Annotated in this window: 18 protein-coding genes; 15 read left to right on the forward strand and 3 right to left on the reverse strand. The window is 51.3% G+C overall.

Annotation, left to right across the window (positions count from 1 at the left end; all coding sequences use genetic code 11):
* Positions 1 to 34 precede the first annotated feature (34 nt).
* Positions 35 to 1,306, forward strand: coding sequence for an ABC transporter substrate-binding protein (locus tag PT964_RS10450; RefSeq protein WP_274363290.1), 1,272 nt, complete (start codon positions 35 to 37; stop codon positions 1,304 to 1,306).
* Here PT964_RS10450 and PT964_RS10455 read toward each other — a convergent pair.
* Both PT964_RS10455 and PT964_RS10460 read right to left on the reverse strand, forming a co-directional pair.
* Positions 1,292 to 2,401 (reverse strand): hypothetical protein, encoded by a 1,110-nt coding sequence (locus PT964_RS10455; RefSeq protein WP_274363291.1) that lies wholly within the window; start codon positions 2,399 to 2,401, stop codon positions 1,292 to 1,294. The genes PT964_RS10450 and PT964_RS10455 overlap by 15 nt on opposite strands.
* A gap of 137 nt (positions 2,402 to 2,538) precedes the next feature.
* Complete coding sequence (locus PT964_RS10460; protein WP_274363292.1) at positions 2,539 to 3,597, reverse strand: hypothetical protein; 1,059 nt, start codon at positions 3,595 to 3,597, stop codon at positions 2,539 to 2,541.
* A gap of 114 nt (positions 3,598 to 3,711) precedes the next feature.
* Here PT964_RS10460 and PT964_RS10465 point away from each other — a divergent pair, with 114 nt between their 5' ends.
* From PT964_RS10465 to PT964_RS10500, 8 genes are all read left to right on the forward strand, one after another.
* Positions 3,712 to 4,839 (forward strand): class I SAM-dependent methyltransferase, encoded by a 1,128-nt coding sequence (locus PT964_RS10465; RefSeq protein WP_274363293.1) that lies wholly within the window; start codon positions 3,712 to 3,714, stop codon positions 4,837 to 4,839.
* Positions 4,840 to 5,899: 1,060 nt separating this feature from the next.
* The gene (locus PT964_RS10470; protein WP_274363294.1) at positions 5,900 to 7,153 is read left to right on the forward strand and encodes an S-layer homology domain-containing protein; all 1,254 of its coding nucleotides are present in this window, start codon (positions 5,900 to 5,902) and stop codon (positions 7,151 to 7,153) included.
* A 24-nt stretch (positions 7,154 to 7,177) separates the two neighbouring features.
* On the forward strand, positions 7,178 to 8,812 hold the full coding sequence (locus tag PT964_RS10475) for an ABC transporter substrate-binding protein (RefSeq protein WP_274363295.1): 1,635 nt from the start codon (positions 7,178 to 7,180) through the stop codon (positions 8,810 to 8,812).
* Positions 8,813 to 8,937: 125 nt separating this feature from the next.
* On the forward strand, positions 8,938 to 9,906 hold the full coding sequence (locus tag PT964_RS10480; RefSeq protein WP_274363296.1) for an ABC transporter permease: 969 nt from the start codon (positions 8,938 to 8,940) through the stop codon (positions 9,904 to 9,906).
* A gap of 15 nt (positions 9,907 to 9,921) precedes the next feature.
* Positions 9,922 to 10,848 (forward strand): oligopeptide ABC transporter permease, encoded by a 927-nt coding sequence (gene opp4C / locus PT964_RS10485; RefSeq protein ID WP_274363297.1) that lies wholly within the window; start codon positions 9,922 to 9,924, stop codon positions 10,846 to 10,848.
* A gap of 45 nt (positions 10,849 to 10,893) precedes the next feature.
* Positions 10,894 to 11,898 carry an ABC transporter ATP-binding protein gene (locus PT964_RS10490; RefSeq protein WP_274363298.1) on the forward strand — a complete coding sequence of 335 codons (1,005 nt, stop codon included), beginning with the start codon at positions 10,894 to 10,896 and terminating at the stop codon, positions 11,896 to 11,898.
* A gap of 2 nt (positions 11,899 to 11,900) precedes the next feature.
* Positions 11,901 to 12,884, forward strand: a complete 984-nt coding sequence (locus PT964_RS10495) for an ABC transporter ATP-binding protein (RefSeq protein WP_274363299.1) — start codon at positions 11,901 to 11,903, stop codon at positions 12,882 to 12,884.
* 123 nt (positions 12,885 to 13,007) lie between these two features.
* Positions 13,008 to 13,727 (forward strand): response regulator transcription factor, encoded by a 720-nt coding sequence (locus PT964_RS10500; protein ID WP_274363300.1) that lies wholly within the window; start codon positions 13,008 to 13,010, stop codon positions 13,725 to 13,727.
* Positions 13,728 to 13,868: 141 nt separating this feature from the next.
* On the opposite strand, the gene PT964_RS10505 is transcribed toward PT964_RS10500, so the two are convergent.
* Complete coding sequence (locus tag PT964_RS10505; RefSeq protein WP_274363301.1) at positions 13,869 to 14,102, reverse strand: DUF2626 domain-containing protein; 234 nt, start codon at positions 14,100 to 14,102, stop codon at positions 13,869 to 13,871.
* Positions 14,103 to 14,381: 279 nt separating this feature from the next.
* Between PT964_RS10505 and PT964_RS10510 the strand changes: the two genes are divergently transcribed.
* The 6 genes from PT964_RS10510 (at position 14,382) to PT964_RS10535 (ending at position 19,901) form a co-directional block, all read left to right on the forward strand.
* A complete protein-coding gene (locus PT964_RS10510; protein ID WP_274363302.1) occupies positions 14,382 to 15,041 on the forward strand; it encodes an RsfA family transcriptional regulator in 660 nt (219 codons plus the stop codon).
* A 163-nt stretch (positions 15,042 to 15,204) separates the two neighbouring features.
* Entirely contained in the window at positions 15,205 to 15,618 is a 414-nt protein-coding gene (locus PT964_RS10515) for a DUF3397 domain-containing protein (RefSeq protein ID WP_274363303.1), read from the forward strand.
* The gene (locus tag PT964_RS10520) at positions 15,605 to 15,871 is read left to right on the forward strand and encodes a late competence development ComFB family protein (protein ID WP_274363304.1); all 267 of its coding nucleotides are present in this window, start codon (positions 15,605 to 15,607) and stop codon (positions 15,869 to 15,871) included. Before PT964_RS10515 ends, PT964_RS10520 begins: the two co-directional genes overlap by 14 nt.
* A gap of 225 nt (positions 15,872 to 16,096) precedes the next feature.
* Complete coding sequence (locus PT964_RS10525; RefSeq protein ID WP_274363305.1) at positions 16,097 to 17,836, forward strand: peptide ABC transporter substrate-binding protein; 1,740 nt, start codon at positions 16,097 to 16,099, stop codon at positions 17,834 to 17,836.
* A 184-nt stretch (positions 17,837 to 18,020) separates the two neighbouring features.
* On the forward strand, positions 18,021 to 18,950 hold the full coding sequence (locus PT964_RS10530) for an ABC transporter permease (protein ID WP_274363306.1): 930 nt from the start codon (positions 18,021 to 18,023) through the stop codon (positions 18,948 to 18,950).
* A gap of 6 nt (positions 18,951 to 18,956) precedes the next feature.
* A complete protein-coding gene (locus tag PT964_RS10535) occupies positions 18,957 to 19,901 on the forward strand; it encodes an ABC transporter permease (RefSeq protein WP_274363307.1) in 945 nt (314 codons plus the stop codon).
* Positions 19,902 to 19,916: the final 15 nt, after the last annotated feature.

Consider the following 19,916-nt stretch of genomic DNA (forward strand, 5'->3'; position numbering starts at 1 on the left):
CCAAGAACACTTTACTTTCTGCTATGATGAATCTATGAAAAAGACATTGATCGTCAGCATCGTCACATTGAGCTGCATGCTCATTCTGCTGCTCGGTCTCGGTTCCACGTCGCCCGTAAAGGTGAACGCGCCGGGAGGGCCGAACGGGTTGTCCGATCAAGAGGCGAGCGTTACGCCGCCGCAGCAGCCGATACAACTGCATATTTCTTTAAGCGCACCATCAAAGACGCTGTCGCTCCTTAAGGAAGCGACGGATGCGTTCATGCGGTGGAACCCTCGTATCGAGGTGGCTCTGGATAACGTCCCGGAGCAGCAGGCGTTCGACAAGTATGCGAAGCTAAGCGCGCTCGGACTCGCTCCCGACGTAATGCTGCTGGATGCGGCTTGGGTTTACGGCTACGCATCGGATGGGCGGCTGCGCGCATTGGACGACCTGATCCCGGTGGAACGTCAAAACCGCTGGTTCGACTCGGTGCGTCAATCCGCGAAGTGGAACGGGTACATTTGGGCCGTACCGCTTTATTGGGATCCGTATGTAATTTTGTACAATCCCGAGGCGATTTCCGCGGAGCAGGGCGGGACCGGCTTTCCTGCCGATTTGTACGGCTGGTTTGAGCAGCACGGTAATCCGGCGCTCGACGGCTCGGACGAGTCGGCCTATCGTCTCGTTATGGACGAGCTGAAGGAAAGCGTTGAGGCTGCGAATCAACAAGGCGAGCCTCCTGCTTCGGAATCGGGCGCTGCCGCCGTGAACGGGATGGCCGATGCGCTGTCGCAGGAACAGGAAACATTCGCCGCAGGGGCACGCCAAGCGATCGAATCGCTTATTGTCGGCAAAGTCGAGTGGTCCGTGCTGCGTCTAAGCGAGGCTATGAAATACGAAAGCGCCTCGGAGCCGGGAGGCCCGCGGCTCAGCCTAACCCAGCTGCCTTTCGCCGCTGGCAAAGAGCGCATGGCACCGCCGCACTACGGCCAAAGCTTTGCCGTTTCCGCCGCTTCGCAGCATCCGGAGGAGGCGGCAAGCTGGATCACGTTCATTTTGGACTATTTTTCTTCCGAAACGGCATACGGATACGACGGCTATTCGACCTTAAAAACCGCTTACGATATTCCGACCGTTACAACGCCGCCTTCTTCCGCCGCCATTGACGAACACGGATTCCCGCTTAACGGAATCAACTCCGCAAATCTCGGCTGGCTGCTCCGCTCGTTCGGCACGGTTCCGTCGAACGCCGAGGCTGCTTCGGCGGAGAAGCCGATGGTCCCGTTGCGGCTTTCGGAAGAGTCATTGTTAGAAACCCAGTGAAAACGGGAATCCTTGAAGCGTCAGCTTGACCTCAAGGGTTCCTTCTTTTGTTTCGAGCTCGGAGGCTTCCAGGCCGGCAAACAGCTGTCCGGGCCTAAAGCTCAGATCATACTGCCGCTGCAATGCGCCGGCGGTCGTTTCCGGCAGTTGAAAGCCGTTATAGGCGAGCGAGATCAGCTCGAAGCGCAGAAGGTTTTCCGGCTCCTTCTCCAGTATGTATCTTCCTTCGATTATGGCTTCTTTAGAAGCGTAGGAGCCCGTCACCAGCAGCTTATCCGGTTGAAAACGGAACTCGAAGCTGTCGAACAACGGGTTTTTCTTTCGGAGGAACGCGTTGAAATCATCGTCGGTAAGCGTAACGGTGAGCTCCGTTCCGTTAAGCGAAATCCTCTTCTCATCCGAAAGCAGCTCCGTAATGTCGTTCATGGCTTTGCTGAATTCCGTCAAATACATTTCAAACAGCGGAATTCCTTCCGTTTCCCAATTGTCGGTAAGCCGTTCGATCTGCTCTTCCTGAAAGGCCCGTTCTTCCTCCGTCAGCTTCGCCAGCTCGCGTTCCAGCTCTTCCTGGAGCGCCGTCAGACGGTCTTTCTGCTTCAGCCTATCCGCTATAACGGTTTGCAGGCTTTGCTGCCTGAGCTCAAGCTCGGCAAGCAGCCGCTGCCTTTCCTCGTATTCGGCCCGGTAGGCGAAAAGCACTCGGAAATCGTTGCGAACGACGGCATTCATGTAATCAAGCACGACAAGCGCCTCATTGATCGATTTCATGTTAATGAGCAACAGCCACATGTGGTCGCGGTGGCCCATATAATAGGCCCGTAATACGCGACCGGCCTCTTCTCTTTTCCGATCGAGCCGAGCCTGTTGATTAACAAGGGACGCTTCCGATTCGCCGATTTTCCGTTCCACTTCTTTTTCTTCCGTCTTAAGACGCTCCACTTCTTTGTCGATCTCGTGGATCATCAGCCCTTGCTGAAGCAGCGATTCGTTGATTTCGGCTTTCGTTGCCGCGAGCTCGGACTCCTCCGCCGCCGCGCTTCCCGCCAGGAAAGCAAACAGAGTGAATATGCAACCAATTCGTTTCAATACAGACACCGGCATTTACACCCCTGTTTTCAATATCCGCAGCAGTCAAAAGTCCGTCCATATAAAATATCGATGCGAAGCGCCGGCCATGACAAAAAAAGCCCGAAAATCGGTGTTCATGCCGAAAATCGGGACTTTCTCCATCGTCATTGCCGCGCTGCCGCCCGGTTGGCGGTTATGAATGTTAGAATATCGGAGAAGGAAAGCACGTCGGTGGGAGTTTCCTTCGTCAACTTCGGCTGACCGTTCAATTGCGACTTGACGAGATTCAGCTTTAGGCCGCCTCCGTCTGCAAACGCAATGTCGATATGCTGCTCGGCGATGAAGCCGTCGGCATCGATCAAGGCGGAGATCGTTCCGCCCGGTGCAAGCTTGCGCGCGTTCTCGGACGCCGCCGTCAATCCGGCCGCGTTCCCGAGGTCCAGCCCGTTCAGCTTTCCGGATGCGGCGTCAAGTCCTTGCCGTAAGGCGACCGTCACGCTATCGGCGTTTTTTTCGGTTACCGTAATTTTTATCAGCACCGGTCCGGATTGGCCGCTTTCGTTTGCGACATTGTCTGAAGCGCCGTCGGCAGAGCCGTTGTCGCCTTGAGCTTCGGCAGTCACCCACTTGGGATCGGCCGCGGCGATCGCGGCGGGGACGACCTCGTCAAGCGCATGAAACAGCTTCGATACGATCGAAGGATCGAACGGGGAAGATGCCTTTTTGTCCTTTGCGTCCGTGGTATTGTCGATTAAGAGAAATTCGTTCTCTTTATTAAGCGTTGGAATGCTGATGTACAATTTGTTATCTTGAATAAGCAACGGTACGTTGTACGGCTGATCGCCTTGTTTCAGCTGCAGGTCGGCTTCCAAGCGCAGAGGCTGCTCGTATGCGGCGCCTTTCCAGCCGAGCCCGCCTTCGGAAGTAAACAGTGCCGTCAAGCGGCCGACCAGCGGCGATTCGGCGGCGGCTGAGGCTGCGGGGTGGCCCGAACTGGTTCCGGTTTCGGAGTCGGAACCGGGGTTTGCCGGAATCAGCTTCATATCGCCTTCGAACGCGTAATTTTCAATTTGCGCATTTTTTTCGTAAGCGGCGGCGGCGGTCGTTTTCCACTGCGTGCCGTCGTTTTCATCCTTTGAATTGGTGCAGCCGGCGAACAGTGCGGAAGCAAGAGCTGCTGCCGTAACGATCGTCGCTGCGCGTTGCCAGCTTTTTGTAAACATAGAAATACGTAAACTCCTTCCGTTGAAGCTAAAGCTATTATACTAGCAACGTTAACTTTTGTCTGTAGAGCATTAGGCACGGAAATATGGAAAATTTCGGGGGGCGGAATCAGTATGCCGCAAGCGGGAAATCCGGCGTTAATCGACCGGATCAAACGGAAAATAGTAGCGGAAGGCGGAGCCATTTCTTTCGCGGAATATATGGAGATGTGTCTTTATGACACCGACTTCGGCTATTACACCAATGATGACCGGAAGGTCGGCAAGGAAGGGGACTTTTACACCAGCGCCTATATCGGCGGAGCGATGGGATGGACGCTGGCCGCCTTCGCTGCGGAACAATTCGGCCGCTTGAACGTGAAGGGAAAGAGCGGGAATCTCGTTCTGGCCGAATGGGGTGGGGGAGACGGCAGGTTGGCGAAATCCGTGCTGGACACCCTTGCCGCCGAATATCCCGATATCTATGAAAGAGTTCGTTTCGTATCGATAGAGTCGAGTCCGTTCCACCGGTCGCTTCAGCAGGAGCAGTTGGCTGGGCACGCAAGCCGCATTGAGGCGGTTTTGCATCCCGGGGACGAGCGTCTTAACCGCTTGCTGTCAGTCGGAAATACGGTTTTATACGCTAACGAGCTGCTGGATGCTTTGCCCGTGCACCGACTGCGCAAGGTTAAAGGAGAACTGAAAGAAATTTACGTCGTCTGGGAAGAGGAGCGGGAAACGTTTGGCGAGCGGCTGTTGCCGGTTCAGGAGCGGGTAACCCGCATGCTGGAACGGCTCAATATCCGGTTGAAGGAGGGGCAGACGGCGGAGCTTAATTTGAACGCCGCCGAGTGGGTCGCCTCGCTTGGCGGCTTGATTTCCTCAGGCGCGGCGGCTCTGATCGATTACGGCGATGTAACGGAGGAGCTATACGGAAGCCATCGCATGAACGGCACGTTCATGTGCTACCGGAGGCATGCGGCGCACGACAATCCTTACGTATGGGTGGGGGAGCAGGATCTGACCGCCCATGTCGATTTCGGAATGTGCCGAATGGCCGCTGAAGATGCCGGCTTTTCGGACATTCGGCTGCGCAGCCAGAAGCAGTTTTTGGTCGATTACGGTATTTTGAATCGACTGCTGCCTCACGACGGCGCGGATCCATTCTCCCCGGAAGCGAAAAATAACCGTGCGATCCGGCAGCTGCTGCTCAGTGACGGCATGAGCGAGCTGTTTAAGGTGCTCACTATACGGAAAGAGTGAGTGCAGCCCGGGGGGCCGGCTTGATACCGCTGCGCGGACGCTCAACGGAGCAAAGTTCCGCTGGAGCGTGCGCAGCTGGCCGTCGTAGGCTTGCAACGGAACAAAGTTCCGTTGGAAGTAGCTAGTTAGTGGGAAGAGGCGCTGCAGCGGAGTTAAGTTCCGTAGGAAGCGGACGGTCAGGTGGTGCGCCAAGGTACAACGGAACAAAGTTCAGTTTGAAGTAGCTAGTTAGTGGAAAAGAGGTGCTGCAGCGGAGATAAGTTCCGTAGGAGGCGGCCGATCAGATGGTGCGCCAAGGTACAACGGAACAAAGTTCCGTTGGAAGTAGCTATTTAGTGGGAAGAGGCGCTGCAACGGAATTAAGGTGGGAAGAGTCGCTTCAGCGGAGTGAATGTCTACATTTTTTAGCCCCCGACCACCGAATGACCCGCGAACAAAGGGAGAAACTCCAGTTACTCACCCCCCCGACCACCGTTTGAGCCGCGAACAAAGGGAGAATCACCAGTTACTCACCCCCCGACCACCGTTTGACCCGCGAACAAATGGAGAAACTCCAGTTACTCATCTCCCGACCACCGATTGACCGCGAACACAATAAGAATCCAGTTACTCACCTCCGACCACATTTTGAGCAGCAGCCCCAAAGTTCAACCTCCCGACCATTGTTTGACCGGCTTGGACAAACAATTTCCAGCCGCTAAACAATTTCACTCCTGCATACCGCAGCAAAGCTCCAACGGAAATCCAGCAAAAGTGGCGGTATGCCCTGTTTTCGGCAGATTATATGCCATAAATCGAGGTTATCTACACGTTCCTTCGAATGTAACCGTTTTTTTGATATTTTCGTTAGTAATTCGTTAGATTTTCGCAAGATTCTCGACAAGGATTTGTTAATAAAATATGAAATATTATTAACTATGCTGCCAATACGAGTGCGTCGTTCGAAGAAACTCGATTGTTAGGCAATGGGGGGAATTGCCCATCGGTCGATTAATTATTCGAACGGACCGCCGCTCACGGCGCTTCAATCACACCACACTTCTTGAAGGAGGATGCAAACTTGAACATCCGAAAACTAGCAGTTGTCGGCGCTCTGTCCATGTCTTTAACGGTCGGCAGTGCTTCCGCTTTTGCCGCATCGTTGGAAGACACGGTCGGACTCGACGGTGAGGTATCGATCAATAAGCTGGTCGCTCTCAACGTATTCTCTGCCAAAACGACCTTCCAACCGGAGGAGGCGCTTACGCGCGGCGAGCTTGCGAACATTCTCAACAAAGTTTTGACACTGACAACGCCTAAGACTGCCCCCAAGATCGCAGACGTTGTCACAGCTAACGGCGCTAACGCCAAGATCGCAAGTGTAGTAGGTAACGGTTACATAGGCTTGAAGAACGGGAGCTTTGTCGCAAACGCAGGCGTAACTTACGGCGAGCTCAGCAAAGCTTTGGCATACGGCCTCGGCTTCAAAGCGTCCTGGTCCGATCGTGCGATTGACACCTTCTACTATCTTGAGCGCAAAGGCATCCTTTCCATCGATACCGATTTGGATGAGGTTGTGACTCGGGAAGATGCGGCTGTTATCATCGACGCTTTCCTTTCCGCCAAAGGCTATTATAATACCGACAATGGCGTAGTAAGCGCGTTGACGGATACCGGGGTCGTTATTAATAACGGTTCCGAGTACGTTGAGTATAAGCTCGCGGGCAACGCTGCGCTCTTTATCGGCGGACAAAATCTTGAAGTTTCGGCTTTCGGCCCAGGTACTCCGGTAAGCGTCGCCTTGAACGCAAACGGGGAAATCGCTTACATGACCGGAGGCATTCTCGGCTTGATCGACGGTACGATCGAATATTCCGGCGGTAAGCTGAAAGTAAACGGAGCGGCTAAGAACGTTGACCTCAACGTGGTGGTTAGCTCGCTGCCGAACTCTCCGAACGATGAGTTTACGTTTAAACACGTCGGCAATTACGGCTCGGTAGGCGTAACGTTCGGCGGTTCCGCTTATGTGAACGAGGAAAACGACGAAATCACGATGCTTCAACTCTACTTGGCGAAAATTGAAGGAAAAGACTTCGCGATCGCTAATGGCAAAGTAACGGTTGACTTCTCCGGCGACGCGCTCGCCAACCAATCGTTCGAAGTGGCATCCGACGCGAAGATCGTTCTGGATTCCGCACCGGACAAAGCGATTACGCTCGAGGAGCTCGCGAAGCTTCAAGCGAACAACACATTGAGCGGCGTTGTCGAAGCGGACAGCGACGGTATTGTTACTGCTATCACGGCGAAAGTTACTGCGAAAGAAAAAGCACAATAATACTGAGAAAAGGGGAAACAGCACGTGAAAAAATTTCTTACCAAATTAGCGGCCCTCATGCTGACTGCGGCTTTGGTGTTCTCGGTCATCGGTGCATCCAGCGCAGGAGCGGTGCGCCCGGGCTTTGATCCGAAGAAGGTTGGCGGGAAAGTCGTACTGACTTCATTTTCCGATCCGGTAATTCTTATTTGGAACCGAGCGAGCGATTCCGCTTCCAACGATATTATGGGCTTCGTTCATGAAGCGCTTGTAGGGGCAGACATCAACGGCCAGCCGATTCCGGCGCTTGCGACAAGCTGGTCCTTCGACAAGCCGAGCCTGACTTGGACGTTTAACCTCCGCAAGGGCGTCAAGTGGCACGACGGCAAGCCGTTTACCGCGAAGGACGTTAAGTTCTCGATGGATATGTATACGCATCCGGATACGCTCAACACGTACCGTGCGGACTACGAGTCGATTGAAAGCACGACGATCGTCAACGACTATCAAGTCAAAATCAAATTGAAAGAAAACAACGTATTCTTCCTGACAGGCGGTCCTGCTTCGGTAGGCGCAATCTTGCCGGCTCACCTGTTCCCGAACGGAATTAAGGACTACAATGCGAACAACTCCAAGTTCGGTCGTCATCCGATCGGCACGGGTCCATTCAAAATGAAAGAGTGGAAAACCGACGAGCGCGTCGTTCTGGAAGCGAACAAAGATTGGTGGCAAGGTCGTCCTTACCTTGATGAGATTGTCATCCGCATTTTGCCGGATTCCAACGTTGAAACGTTGAACCTGATCAAAGGCGACATCGATTTCGTATACTCGCTGAATGCCAGAACGTTGTCCGAAGTTGCTAAAGATAAAGACTTGAAGACACTGACATACGATTACGGCCGATTCGATTACGTCGGCTGGAACAACGATAACCCGATCTTTAAAGATAAGAACGTACGTCTTGCCATGAACTATGCGTATAACCGTCAAGCGATCGTATCGCAAATTTTCCTGGGCAAAGCGTTCCCGGGTACCGGCCCGATGCATCCGAAGCTGCCGCAAGAAAACAAAGACGTGAAGCCTTATCCGTACGATTTGAAGAAAGCGGCCGAACTGCTTGCTGCCGCCGGTTATAAGAAAGGCTCCGACGGTATTCTCGCGAAGGACGGCAAAAAGCTCGAACTCGAAATTTCCTACAACACAGGCAACGTGAACAGACAGAAGATGGCGCAAGTGCTTGCCGCCGACTTGAAAAAGCTTGGCGTTAAGACAACGGTGCGCGGATACGAATGGTCGCTTTATTTGGATAAATACAAAAAAGGCGAGCTCGATATGTTCGTATTGTCCTGGGGCGGTTATGACGGCGCAACGTTGGAGCACTACGGGTTCTTCCACTCGACGGCGATCCCGACGGCCGAGAACGGCTGGGCAGGCAACAACCGTCTGCGCGTTCATTATCCTGAAGTTGACAAGATGCTCGAGAAATACTTGGTAACGGAAAATCCGGCAGAGCGCATTAAGATCTATCAAGAAATGCACAAGTTCCTAGCCGATGAAGCTATAACGATTTTCTCGCACCACCCTCGTCAGACGGCAGGCATGAATAAAAACTTGATGGGCGTAAAAATTTCTATGTCCAACTACTACTTCAACATCCATGATTGGTACTGGAAAAAATAAGCGTACCTAACACCCTAGAAGCTGCATAATCGTTATACGTGCGGACAATTTTTTCGTTCAGCCGCCAGCGATGCATGCCAGGTCGCGGCGGCTGTTCCATTTTTCTCTGAAACGAGGGGTTAAGCTTGTTTGTATATATCGTGCGTCGAACGGTGCAAACGATTCCACTACTGTTCATCATCTCCATCATCTCGTTTTTGCTCATGACGCTGGCCCCTGGCGACCCGACAGCGATGTTTCAAAATCCGGAGGGTGTGAACAGCGCGGAAAGCCTGGATAATATTCGCGAATCGCTTGGTCTGAACGATCCGATTTACATTCAATATTTGAAGTGGCTTAAGCTGATCGTGTTAGAAGGGAATATGGGATATTCCTTCCAAGACGGGCGGCCGGTTTTGACGAAAATCGTGGAGCGGATCCCCGCTACGTTAATATTAATGGGGACAGCCATTACGATGTCGTTCCTCATCGCCATCCCGATCGGTGTTTTTTCGGCGGTACGAAAATACTCTACGGCGGATAACATTTTCACTTTTCTATCCTTCCTTGGGGTATCCATTCCTTCGTTCTTCCTGGCGCTTATGGCCATTCTGGTATTTTCCGTCAAGCTATCGATTTTCCCCGTCAGCGGAATGCGCGGCGACGATACGGCAGGCTTCGACATTGCCGATATCGCTTATCATCTGGTATTGCCGGCAACCGTTCTTGCGTTCGGCCTCATCGCTTCCTTATCGCGCTTTATGCGCTCCAGCATGCTAGAGGTCATTAACCAAGACTTCATTCGAACCGCCAGAGCGAAAGGTTTATCCGAGCGAAAAGTAGTTCTTAAACACGCGCTGCGGAATGCCATGCTGCCGATCATTACGCTCATCGGCCTTCAGCTTCCGAACCTGCTTGGCGGAGCGCTCATTATCGAGCAAATTTTCGCCTGGCCGGGAATGGGCAGGCTCGGCATCGGCTCGATCTTTATAAGAGATTATCAAGTCATTATGGGAATAACGATGGTAGGGTCCGTGCTTGTCGTGATCGGCAATCTGCTGGCTGACGTGCTGTATGCCATCGTCGACCCGCGTATACAATACGGCAAAAACTAAGTTGAGGTGAAATTCGTGAGCTTACCGAATCCCGCTGCTACACCCGCTAACGGACCGCAAGTTCAGAACGACTGGTCGATGCAAGGCAAAATTGAAAGCCGCGGAGCCGCCATTTGGAAACGATACAAAAAAAATAAGCTCGCGGTCGCCGGATTAGTCGTCATTTCCATATATATTTTGCTTGCTATTTGCGCGCCGTTATTTTCGGAATATAATCCTGAAGGTTTGGACTTGATGAATGCGGACATGCCGCCCAGCTTGAGTCATCCGTTCGGCACCGATTCTCTTGGCGGAGATGTGTTTATCCGCAGCTTGTACGGCGCCCGGGTGTCGTTGACGGTCGCTTTCGTAGCCATGGTCATTACCGTAGCGATCGGCGTTTCATACGGAGCGGTTTCCGGATATTTCGGAGGCGTTGTCGATGCGATCATGATGCGGATCGTGGACGCGCTTCAATCGATCCCGTCTTTCTTCCTGCTGCTGATTATCGCCGCGATTATGACGCCTTCATTATGGTCGACGATATTGGCAATCAGTCTTTTAGGCTGGATGAGCATGGCCCGTATTGTTCGAAGCGAAATTTTATCGCTGCGCCAAAGAGATTACGCTGTAGCGGCCATTGCGACAGGTGAAACAAAGCCGTCTATCATTTTTTATCACATCTTGCCGAACGCGATCGCGCCGATTATTGTTATTGCTACGCTGGACGTTGCGGGAAACATTCTTTATGAAGCTACGCTAAGCTTTCTAGGATTGGGAATACAACCGCCGACGCCGAGCTGGGGCAATATGCTGTCCGCCGCACAGGAGCTTGTTACGTTGACGATGTACCCTTGGGTAGCCGTATTTCCGGGTCTTTTCATTATGATTGCCGTTCTTTCGGTTAACTTTATCGGCGACGGACTTCGCGATGCGCTTGATCCGAAGATGAAAGACAAATAAGCAAGAGCCACTTTCCTGCGCCAAAAACTAGAGGAGGACAAGCCAATGGCAGCGATTGAGAAGAAACAGGCGACGTTGGTGAGAGTATCGAATTTAAAAACTTACTTTTATACGGAAGACGGCACAGTGCCGGCAATCGACGGCGTCGACTTCGAGGTTCGCCAAGGCGAGACGCTGGCAATTGTCGGCGAGTCGGGCAGCGGAAAGAGCGTAACCTCCTTATCGTTGATGCGGTTGATTCCGTCGCCCCCAGGAAAAATTGTAGACGGTGAAATCACTTTTAAGGGCGAAAGCTTGCTCGAGAAATCGGAAGCGGAAATGCGCCAAATCCGCGGAAACAAAATATCGATGATTTTTCAAGAGCCAATGACGTCTTTAAACCCTGTATTTAAAGTCGGGGACCAAATCTCGGAAACTCTTATATTGCATCAAAATATGAATAAGCAGGACGCGATGACGCAAGCGATCGAATTGATGAAGCTTGTTGGAATCCCGGAACCGGAACGCCGCGTGAAGCAGTACCCTCACGAGTTGTCCGGCGGCATGAGGCAGCGCGTGATGATTGCAATGGCACTCGCTTGCAAGCCGGAGCTGCTCATTGCGGATGAGCCGACGACGGCGCTTGACGTGACGATTCAAAACCAAATTTTGCAGTTAATGAAACAACTAAAGCAGACTATAAACACGTCCATCGTGTTAATCACCCACGATCTTGGCGTCGTTGCGGAAATGGCGGACCGCGTAATCGTAATGTATTCCGGTCAAATCGTGGAGCAAGGCGATGTGTTTACCATATTCGAAAACCCGAAGCATCCGTATACGGAAGGCTTGCTGCGCTCGATGCCGGGCCACGAAAAGCGCACCGGAAAGCTCTATGCCATCGAGGGAGTCGTTCCGAATCCGCTCAATTTGCCGCCGGGGTGCCGTTTCGCGCCTCGTTGCCAATACGCGAACGATTTGTGCAGAAGCGCCATGCCGGACGTCGTTCGGATCAATGATGAGGAAACAGTGCGCTGCTGGAAATACACGGATCGTTGGGAGGAGCAATAAATATGACGGCAGCAAGAGAAACGTTGTTGAAGGTCGATCGGGTGAAAAAATATTTCCCGATTCGCGGGGGCTTTTTCGGCGGAGTAAAAGCGCATGTGAAAGCCGTTGACGGCATTTCGTTCGATTTATACAAAGGAGAGACGCTAGGTCTCGTCGGGGAAAGCGGCTGCGGGAAATCGACCATCGGAAAAACGATGGTACGCCTCTTGGACGCGACGGAAGGCTCCGTCGAATTCGACGGCAAAAATATTTTCGCTCTCCCTGAGAAAGAAATGCGCAAGCTTCGCGCCGACATGCAATTTATTTTTCAAGATCCGTTCTCCTCGTTGAATCCTCGGTTAAGCATCGGCGAAGCGATCGAGCGGGTTTTGAAAATTCACGGCTTCGGCAACGCCAAGGAAAGAGAAGAGCGAGTGCAGCAGTTACTTGAGATGGTCGGACTCAGCCCATACCATATCCGGCGCTATCCGCACGAATTCAGCGGCGGACAGCGTCAGCGGGTCGGCATTGCGAGGGCGCTCGCTTTAAATCCGAAGCTGATCGTGCTGGACGAACCGGTTTCCGCACTTGACGTCTCGATTCAGTCTCAAGTCGTTAACCTGCTTGAAGAGCTGCAGGAACGATTAGGATTGACCTACTTGTTCGTATCCCACGGACTTAATGTCGTGCGGCATATCAGCAACCGGGTAGGCGTCATGTACCTAGGCAAGCTGGTGGAGCTTGCCGATGCCGACGAACTGTTCGAGCGCCCGAAGCATCCTTACACGCAAGCGCTCATCTCGGCGAATCCGATCGCAAACCCGAGACTGCGCCATCAGGAAAAAATTGTGCTTCAAGGCGACGTACCCAGTCCGATCAATCCGCCGTCCGGGTGCAGGTTCCATACGCGCTGCCCTTACGCGCAGGCGAAATGCAAGGAAGAAGAGCCGGAGCTTACCGTCGACGAGGGCGGACATTACGCGGCTTGTCACTACCCGCTTAACTAAAAAATGTCATTCGATGTTACCGGATTGGAAAAATTTTTTAACCCGCAGACGAAACCGACAGGAATACAGCTTTTGTCCGCGAATATATCTTACTATCTTTGTAGGACTTTAGGGTGAGTTTTCATGGACAAGAAATTCCTAATCGCTGACGAGCAAGACAACCGGGGTGCGGCTTTAGAAATTTTTTTCCGACAATTCGGCCATGCGGAACGGTGTACGGACGGAATCGGTGCGCTAGTCAAGACGCTTCAGCATAAACCGGACCTTATCGTCTTGAGCAGTACGGTGCCCAAGCTGTCGGGAGCGGAATTGTGCGAGCAGGTGAGAGCCGCTTCCCAAGCCGTAATCATTATGATTGCAGGCGGGACGTCGGAGGACAGAATTGCTTGTTATGAGGCGGGAGCCGACGACGTGATCGGTGCCGACGCCGAGCCGAAGGAAATAGCCAGCAAAGCCGCAGCTTGGCTTCGGCGCACCGGTTTTAAGCCGGCCGAAGAGCCTGAGGAGAGCACGGTGCTCCATTTCGGTCCTCTTGCCATGAACCGGCGAACCCACAAAACTTTCGTCGAAGGTGACGAAATAAACTTGACACGGAAGGAATTTTCCATTCTGTGGATGCTGCTGTCCAAACAAAATCAAATTGTCAGCCGGAATGAACTGTTGCGAATCGTATGGAGCTACGAGGCGCTCGGCGATGATCGCATGATCGACACCCATCTGAACCGAATCAGAAAGAAACTGAGCAAATACAATCATATTTTGGCGATCAAGACGGTATGGGGTGTCGGTTACAAGCTCGAAAAAGCAAAACCGGAGCTCGCTCCGAGGATTCACACTTTATAGTGTGCCGCAACGATGCGTACATATGCGATAAAACAAAGGGCCAAGCGTGCGGTCGCACGCTTGGCCCTTTGTTTGCGATTCAGAAGGTAACGAAGCAGGCCGCTCCTTAAGGAGCGGCCCGGCGCTGCATTTGTAAAGTTTTTAGAAGGTGTCCATCTTTAAGAAGGACCAATAGGTAAAGCCGGTAAACGCAAGGATCATGTAACCCCAGAACAGAAGTATGTAGGTCCGTTCCGATAAATTCATATACCCTAAGATGACGAATGCGGCCGTTTGGAAAAAGAACAGCAAAGCCATCTGGGTCATATGTCCAGCCAAAGCCATCAAGCCGATTACAAGGGTCCAAAACCCGAGAACCCGATACATACGCGGCATTGACGCTCCCCCTCTCTACAGTGCAATGATGCTAACAGGTGTATTTTGCTACCGGATATTATACCCTTAGGATGTCATAAAGTAAACGATTTAACCGTGACAGAATCAGTAACTTTTATTATTCCAACCAATATATGCGGCTAACCGGTTCGCGCAGGTATGATATACGCCACTTTTGGACATACCGGATAGTATGAAATAGATTCTATGAACTCTACCATGGGCATAGAGATAAATTGTGGATCTATACCGAAATCTTGGTTAGGAGGAATAATACGCATGTCTGCAGTACGACAAGATGCATGGAGTCCCGAAGACGATCTGATATTGGCGGAAGTAACGCTTCGGCATATTCGCGAAGGGAGCACGCAGCTTACCGCTTTTGAGGAAGTCGGCGAGCGGATCGGAAGAACGGCGGCGGCTTGCGGCTTCCGGTGGAATTCCACCGTTAGGAAGAGATATGATGCCGCGATTCAGATTGCCAAAGCGCAAAGACAGAAGCGCAATCAAGTGAAAAAGCAAAGCTCCGCAGCGTCGGGAGCCGACATGGCTTCCGCATCTTCCGTTGCCGTCATGGAGAGCGACCAGGCGGTGAAGTGGGACGGCACATCGGAGGATACTCTATCTTTCGATGCGATTATCCGGTATTTGCGGCAATGGAAAGGCACTCAAGCCGAGTTGACCCGCCAGCTCCGCGCCCTGGAGAAAGAGCTTCGAGAGAAAGAAGAAGAAATTATGAAGCTTCGCGAAGTGAATGAGAGACTGTCTCAAGAGGTCAACAGCGTGCAAACCGATTACCGAATTGTAAACGACGATTACAAGGCTTTGATTCAAATCATGGATCGTGCCAGAAAGATGGCTTTTCTGCTCGAAGAGGAAGAAGAGTCGAAGTCGCGGTTTAAGATGGATGCGAACGGCAATTTGGAACGAATCGAATAATTGGCGAAGCAAGAAAATGCGGTGCGCAGGTTAAGATCCCGGCCTCTTCTTTAGCAAAGAGCAGGCGCGGGATCTTTTGCGTTCAATGGAAGCGTGTTATAATATAATCGGCGCATCTTGATTTCGCAGAATAGGTTATGATACGAAAGCAGGTGAGCTCGCCTTGCAAGCGTTGAAGGATATCCTCGTTACAGCTTATGCCGCATTATCCGTCGTACCGTTCATAGGCTTCGCGGTTGTCTGGTTTGCCATCTATTTATGGAAGAAAGACAAGAAGACCGCTTTGTTCCGGGCGATGGACTTTTCTACTTTATTGTTGATCGGCTCCGTATCCGTGTTGTACAATTCAGTCTTTCGATCTACTTTCGGAATATATTTGCTGCTGCTTATATTTCTCATCGGATTCGGCATCCTAGGAAACGCCCAGCACCGGAAAAGAGGAACCATCGACGCCAAAAAAATTTTTCGCGCCGTATGGAGACTCGGTTTCGTAGGCTTGAGCGCGGCATATCTTATATTATCCGTTATCAATATGACTCAAATATTGATTTGGGGGAATTCGAGTGGCGGTACATAATTTAATGGAAGACATCGTAAAGAGCTGTTTGAAAGAAATGGCGGCTACCCAGCCGATTCTGACCAAGGTGCAGCCGAAATTGCTGGACGATATGGTCGCGATCGCACTGAATCGCCTGCCCCCGCGTTATGTCGCGACGGAGCGCGGCGAAGTCATCGCCAAGACGCAGCTTAGAGCGCAAGTGGAAAGCGATGTATATAAAGAGCTTACGGCAGCGATGAACAAAGTATTGAACTCCCCGGATCGCAAGTGATAGATCGATTGGATTACATTTTTCGATTACACGACGCATTGCCAAAATTCGCGAAAACGCATACATTTGCGCCGCTCTAACAAGTTTCCTTGCGTCATCTTCTTGTTAGGACGGCGTTAGTATTGCTAACATAGATTCTAAATTTTTTATTGACCTTTTTGACCACTGGTTGTATATTAAGGTGCAGGTAGAAATACTTATACTATTTTGAGGAGGACTTGCCTGATGTCTAAGGGGATCAAGCGCAGCATGCTCGCACTGCTCGCCATCATGCTGATGATGGGCGTTGTGTTGGCGGGTTGCGGCAACAACAACAGCGGCGAAACTAATAAGCCGGCAGAAAACAACACACCGGCAGACGGTACAGAAACCGATCAACCGGCTGGAGAAAACGAAGGAACTGCTGCTAAAGCGGCAAACCAAGTGTTCCGTATGAACATTCAAACGGAGCCGCCATCACTCGACCCTGCACTTGCGCAAGACAGCACTTCCATCACCGTTATGAGCGGTATCTATGACGGTTTGACTCGTGCGGATGCCGACGGTAACCCGCAACCGGCAATCGCTGAGTCTTGGGAAACTTCCGAAGACGGATTGAAGTGGACGTTCCATTTGAAGAAAGGCTTGAAGTGGAGCAACGGCGACGAAGTAACGGCACATGACTTTGAATATTCTTGGAAGCGTACGTTGAATCCGGAAGCTGAAACACCGGCTCCATACGCATACCAGTTGTACTACATTAAGAACGCTGCTGAGTACAACTCTGGCGATCTTAAAGATGTAAGCCAAGTAGGCGTTAAAGCAACTGACGACTACACTTTGGAAGTTGAGCTTGTTAATCCGGCTCCTTACTTCTTGAACTTGACTGCATTCATCACATACTTCCCTGTAAACCAGAAAGCGGTTGAAGCGAACCCGGCATGGGCTACGGAAGCTTCCAGCATCGTAACGAACGGCGCATTCACAATGAAGGAATGGTCGCACAACGACAAGATCGTTCTGGCGAAAAACCCGAACTATTATGACGCTGACAAAGTTTCCTTCACTGAAGTTCAATTGTCCATGATTGAAGAAGCACAAACCGAATTGAACCTTTACAACACCGGCGAGTTGGATTGGTCCGGCCGTCCGAACGGAGAAATCCCGACGGAGCAAATTCCGGTACTGAAGAACGATCCGAACGCAAACATGACGATCAAAGGGATCGCATCGACTTACTACTACAACTTCAACAACACGGTTAAACCGTTCGACAATGTAAAAGTACGCAAAGCGTTGTCCATGGCGATCAACCGTCAATTGATCATCGACAAAATCACGCTCGGCGAGCAAATTCCTGCTTACGGATTTGTATCCGGCGGTATCAAAGGCAAAGAGAAGACGTTCCGTGAAGAAGTGGCAGATTCGCAATACTTCCAAGAAAACCTTGAAGAAGCGAAGAAGCTCTTCGAAGAGGGTATTGCCGAGTCCGGTTGGGATAAGAAACAAGGCATCACGATCGCTCATAACACGGGCGAAGGCCACAAGAAGATCGCAACGGCGATTGCCGACATGTGGAGCAAAGCATTCGGCGTCGAAGTGAAAATCGAGCAACAAGAATGGGCTGTGTTCCTGCAAAACCGTACGAACCTGAACTATCAAGTAGCACGCGCGGGTTGGGGTGCCGACTACAACGATCCGATGACGTTCATCGACATGTATACTTCTACATCCGGTAACAACGACATCGGCTTCAGAAATGAAGAGTACGACAACCTTGTTAAGCAAGCATATGCATCGCAAAATAATGACGAGCGTATGGATTTGATGGCGAAAGCCGAGAAAATCCTGATCGGCGACAATTATGCGATCATGCCGATTTACTACTACACAGGCATCTGGATGAATAAGACCTATGTGAAGGATGTATTTATCGATTACAGCGGCAACATCGACTATACTCGTGGCTACATCGCTGCAGAATAACAGGTATTAGTTGTGGAATCTGCGGGGTATATATAGGTCCCTATATATACCCCCTTTTTCTGTCGACTTGGAATAAAGCGCTACCTTTTTTTACTGGCAACATTTTAAAATAGCTTTCTCCGGTTAGTGCCGTTTACAATAGAATGTATAAAATAGAAAGATAGTATTGTGAGGTGTTTCCAGGTTGGTACGATTCGTGCTGCAAAAGTTTTTCTTCACCCTGGTCTCTTTATACGTATTAGCCACTTCGACTTTCGTACTTATGAAGGTGATCCCGGGAAACCCGTTTCTGTCGGAGAAGACGCCTAGAGCCATTCAAGAGCGAATTATGGCACACTATGGTTTTGACCGTCCGATTTGGGAACAGTATGTCAACTACATGGGCAAATTGCTGCACTTCGACCTTGGCATTTCAATGAAGTACCAATATCGGACGGTAGTGAAAATCATCGGCGAGGCGTTCCCATTGTCCGCCCAGCTCGGGATTGTGTCCGTTATTGCCGCAACGTTCATCGGTGTTGCTTTAGGTACGATTGCTGCGCTGTATCATCGTAAGTTTCTCGACCATTTCACAATGGTTCTTGCTGTTATCGGCGTTTCTGTTCCAAGCTTCGTATTGGCTCCGTTGCTTCAGTATTTCTTTGCCGCAAAGCTTCGGATTTTCCCGGTGGCGGGTTTGACGACTCCGATGCACTTTATACTCCCTACCATCGCATTGTGCGCATTGTCGATCGCCTTTATTGCACGTTTGACGCGTTCCACGATGTTGGAAGTATTGAAGTCCGATTATATTAAAACGGCAAAAGCGAAAGGCTTGTCGAGCTCCGTCGTTACGGTAAGACATGCGCTTCGCAATGCGCTGCTTCCTGTTGTAACGTATCTCGGCCCGTTGACTGCGAACGTTATTACGGGTTCCATCGTCATCGAAAGAATTTTCGGTATTCCGGGACTCGGCCAATATTTCGTAGAGAGCGTAAATAACCGCGACTATACGATGATCATGGGCATTACGATCTTCTACGGACTTATTTTGATGGTGTGCCGCTTGCTGACGGACATCGCATATGTGTTTGTCGACCCGAGAATTAAGCTTACCGGCGGGAAGGAGGGGTAATCCGCTATGGCAGAATTGCAAAAATCGAACCGTACTGAGCTTACTCCCGACCTGTTCCGGAAAGTTTCAAGGGACAGCGGCGCCGCGGAGAAGATCGAACGAGAAAGCTTGTCGGCTTGGCAGGATATTTGGTTCCGGCTGAAAGAAAACAAGTTTTCCATGTTTTGCCTATATATTATTATTTTCTTGGTCCTTATGGCTATTTTCGGCCCGATGATGACCGGCTATTCGGCTACGGAGAACGACTTGCTCAGCACGAATATGCCTCCGATGGAGCAGAATCACTGGTTCGGCACCGATGATTTCGGACGGGACATGTTTGCGCGAACGTGGGAGGGAGCGAAGGTTTCCCTGCAGGTCGGCGTGTACGCCGCGCTCGCGGACTTGATCATCGGCGTTATTTACGGCGGGATCATGGGCTATGTCGGCGGACGCATCGGCGAAACGATGAACAAGATCGCCGAAGTATTATATGCAATTCCGAACCTGTTGATCGCTATTTTGCTGCTCGTTGTTTTTAAGCCAAGCTTGCTGACGATCGTTATCGCGCTTTCCATTACCGGTTGGATCAACATGGCGTGGATTGTACGCGGACAAATCATGCAGCTCAAAAATCAGGAATACGTTCTCGCATCCCGTTCGCTCGGCGCGAGTCCGGCACGCATCTTGTTCCGGCATTTGATTCCGAACTCGATGGGCCCGATTATCGTTACGCTGACGTTGACGGTTCCCGGCGCGATCTTTGCCGAAGCATTCTTAAGCTTTTTGGGTCTTGGCGTTCAAGTGCCGTTCGCTTCTTGGGGAACGATGATCAACGATGCGCTTGCGGTTATGCAGCTTTACCCATGGCGTATTTTGTTCCCGGCATTCTTCATCTCATTGACGATGCTGGCGTTCAACGTGCTCGGCGATGGTTTGCGCGACGCATTCGATCCCAAGATGAAACGGTAGGAGGTGGATGTCACA

It is taken from the genome of Paenibacillus thermotolerans (assembly GCF_028745515.1).
Lineage (GTDB): Bacteria > Bacillota > Bacilli > Paenibacillales > YIM-B00363 > Paenibacillus_AE > Paenibacillus_AE thermotolerans.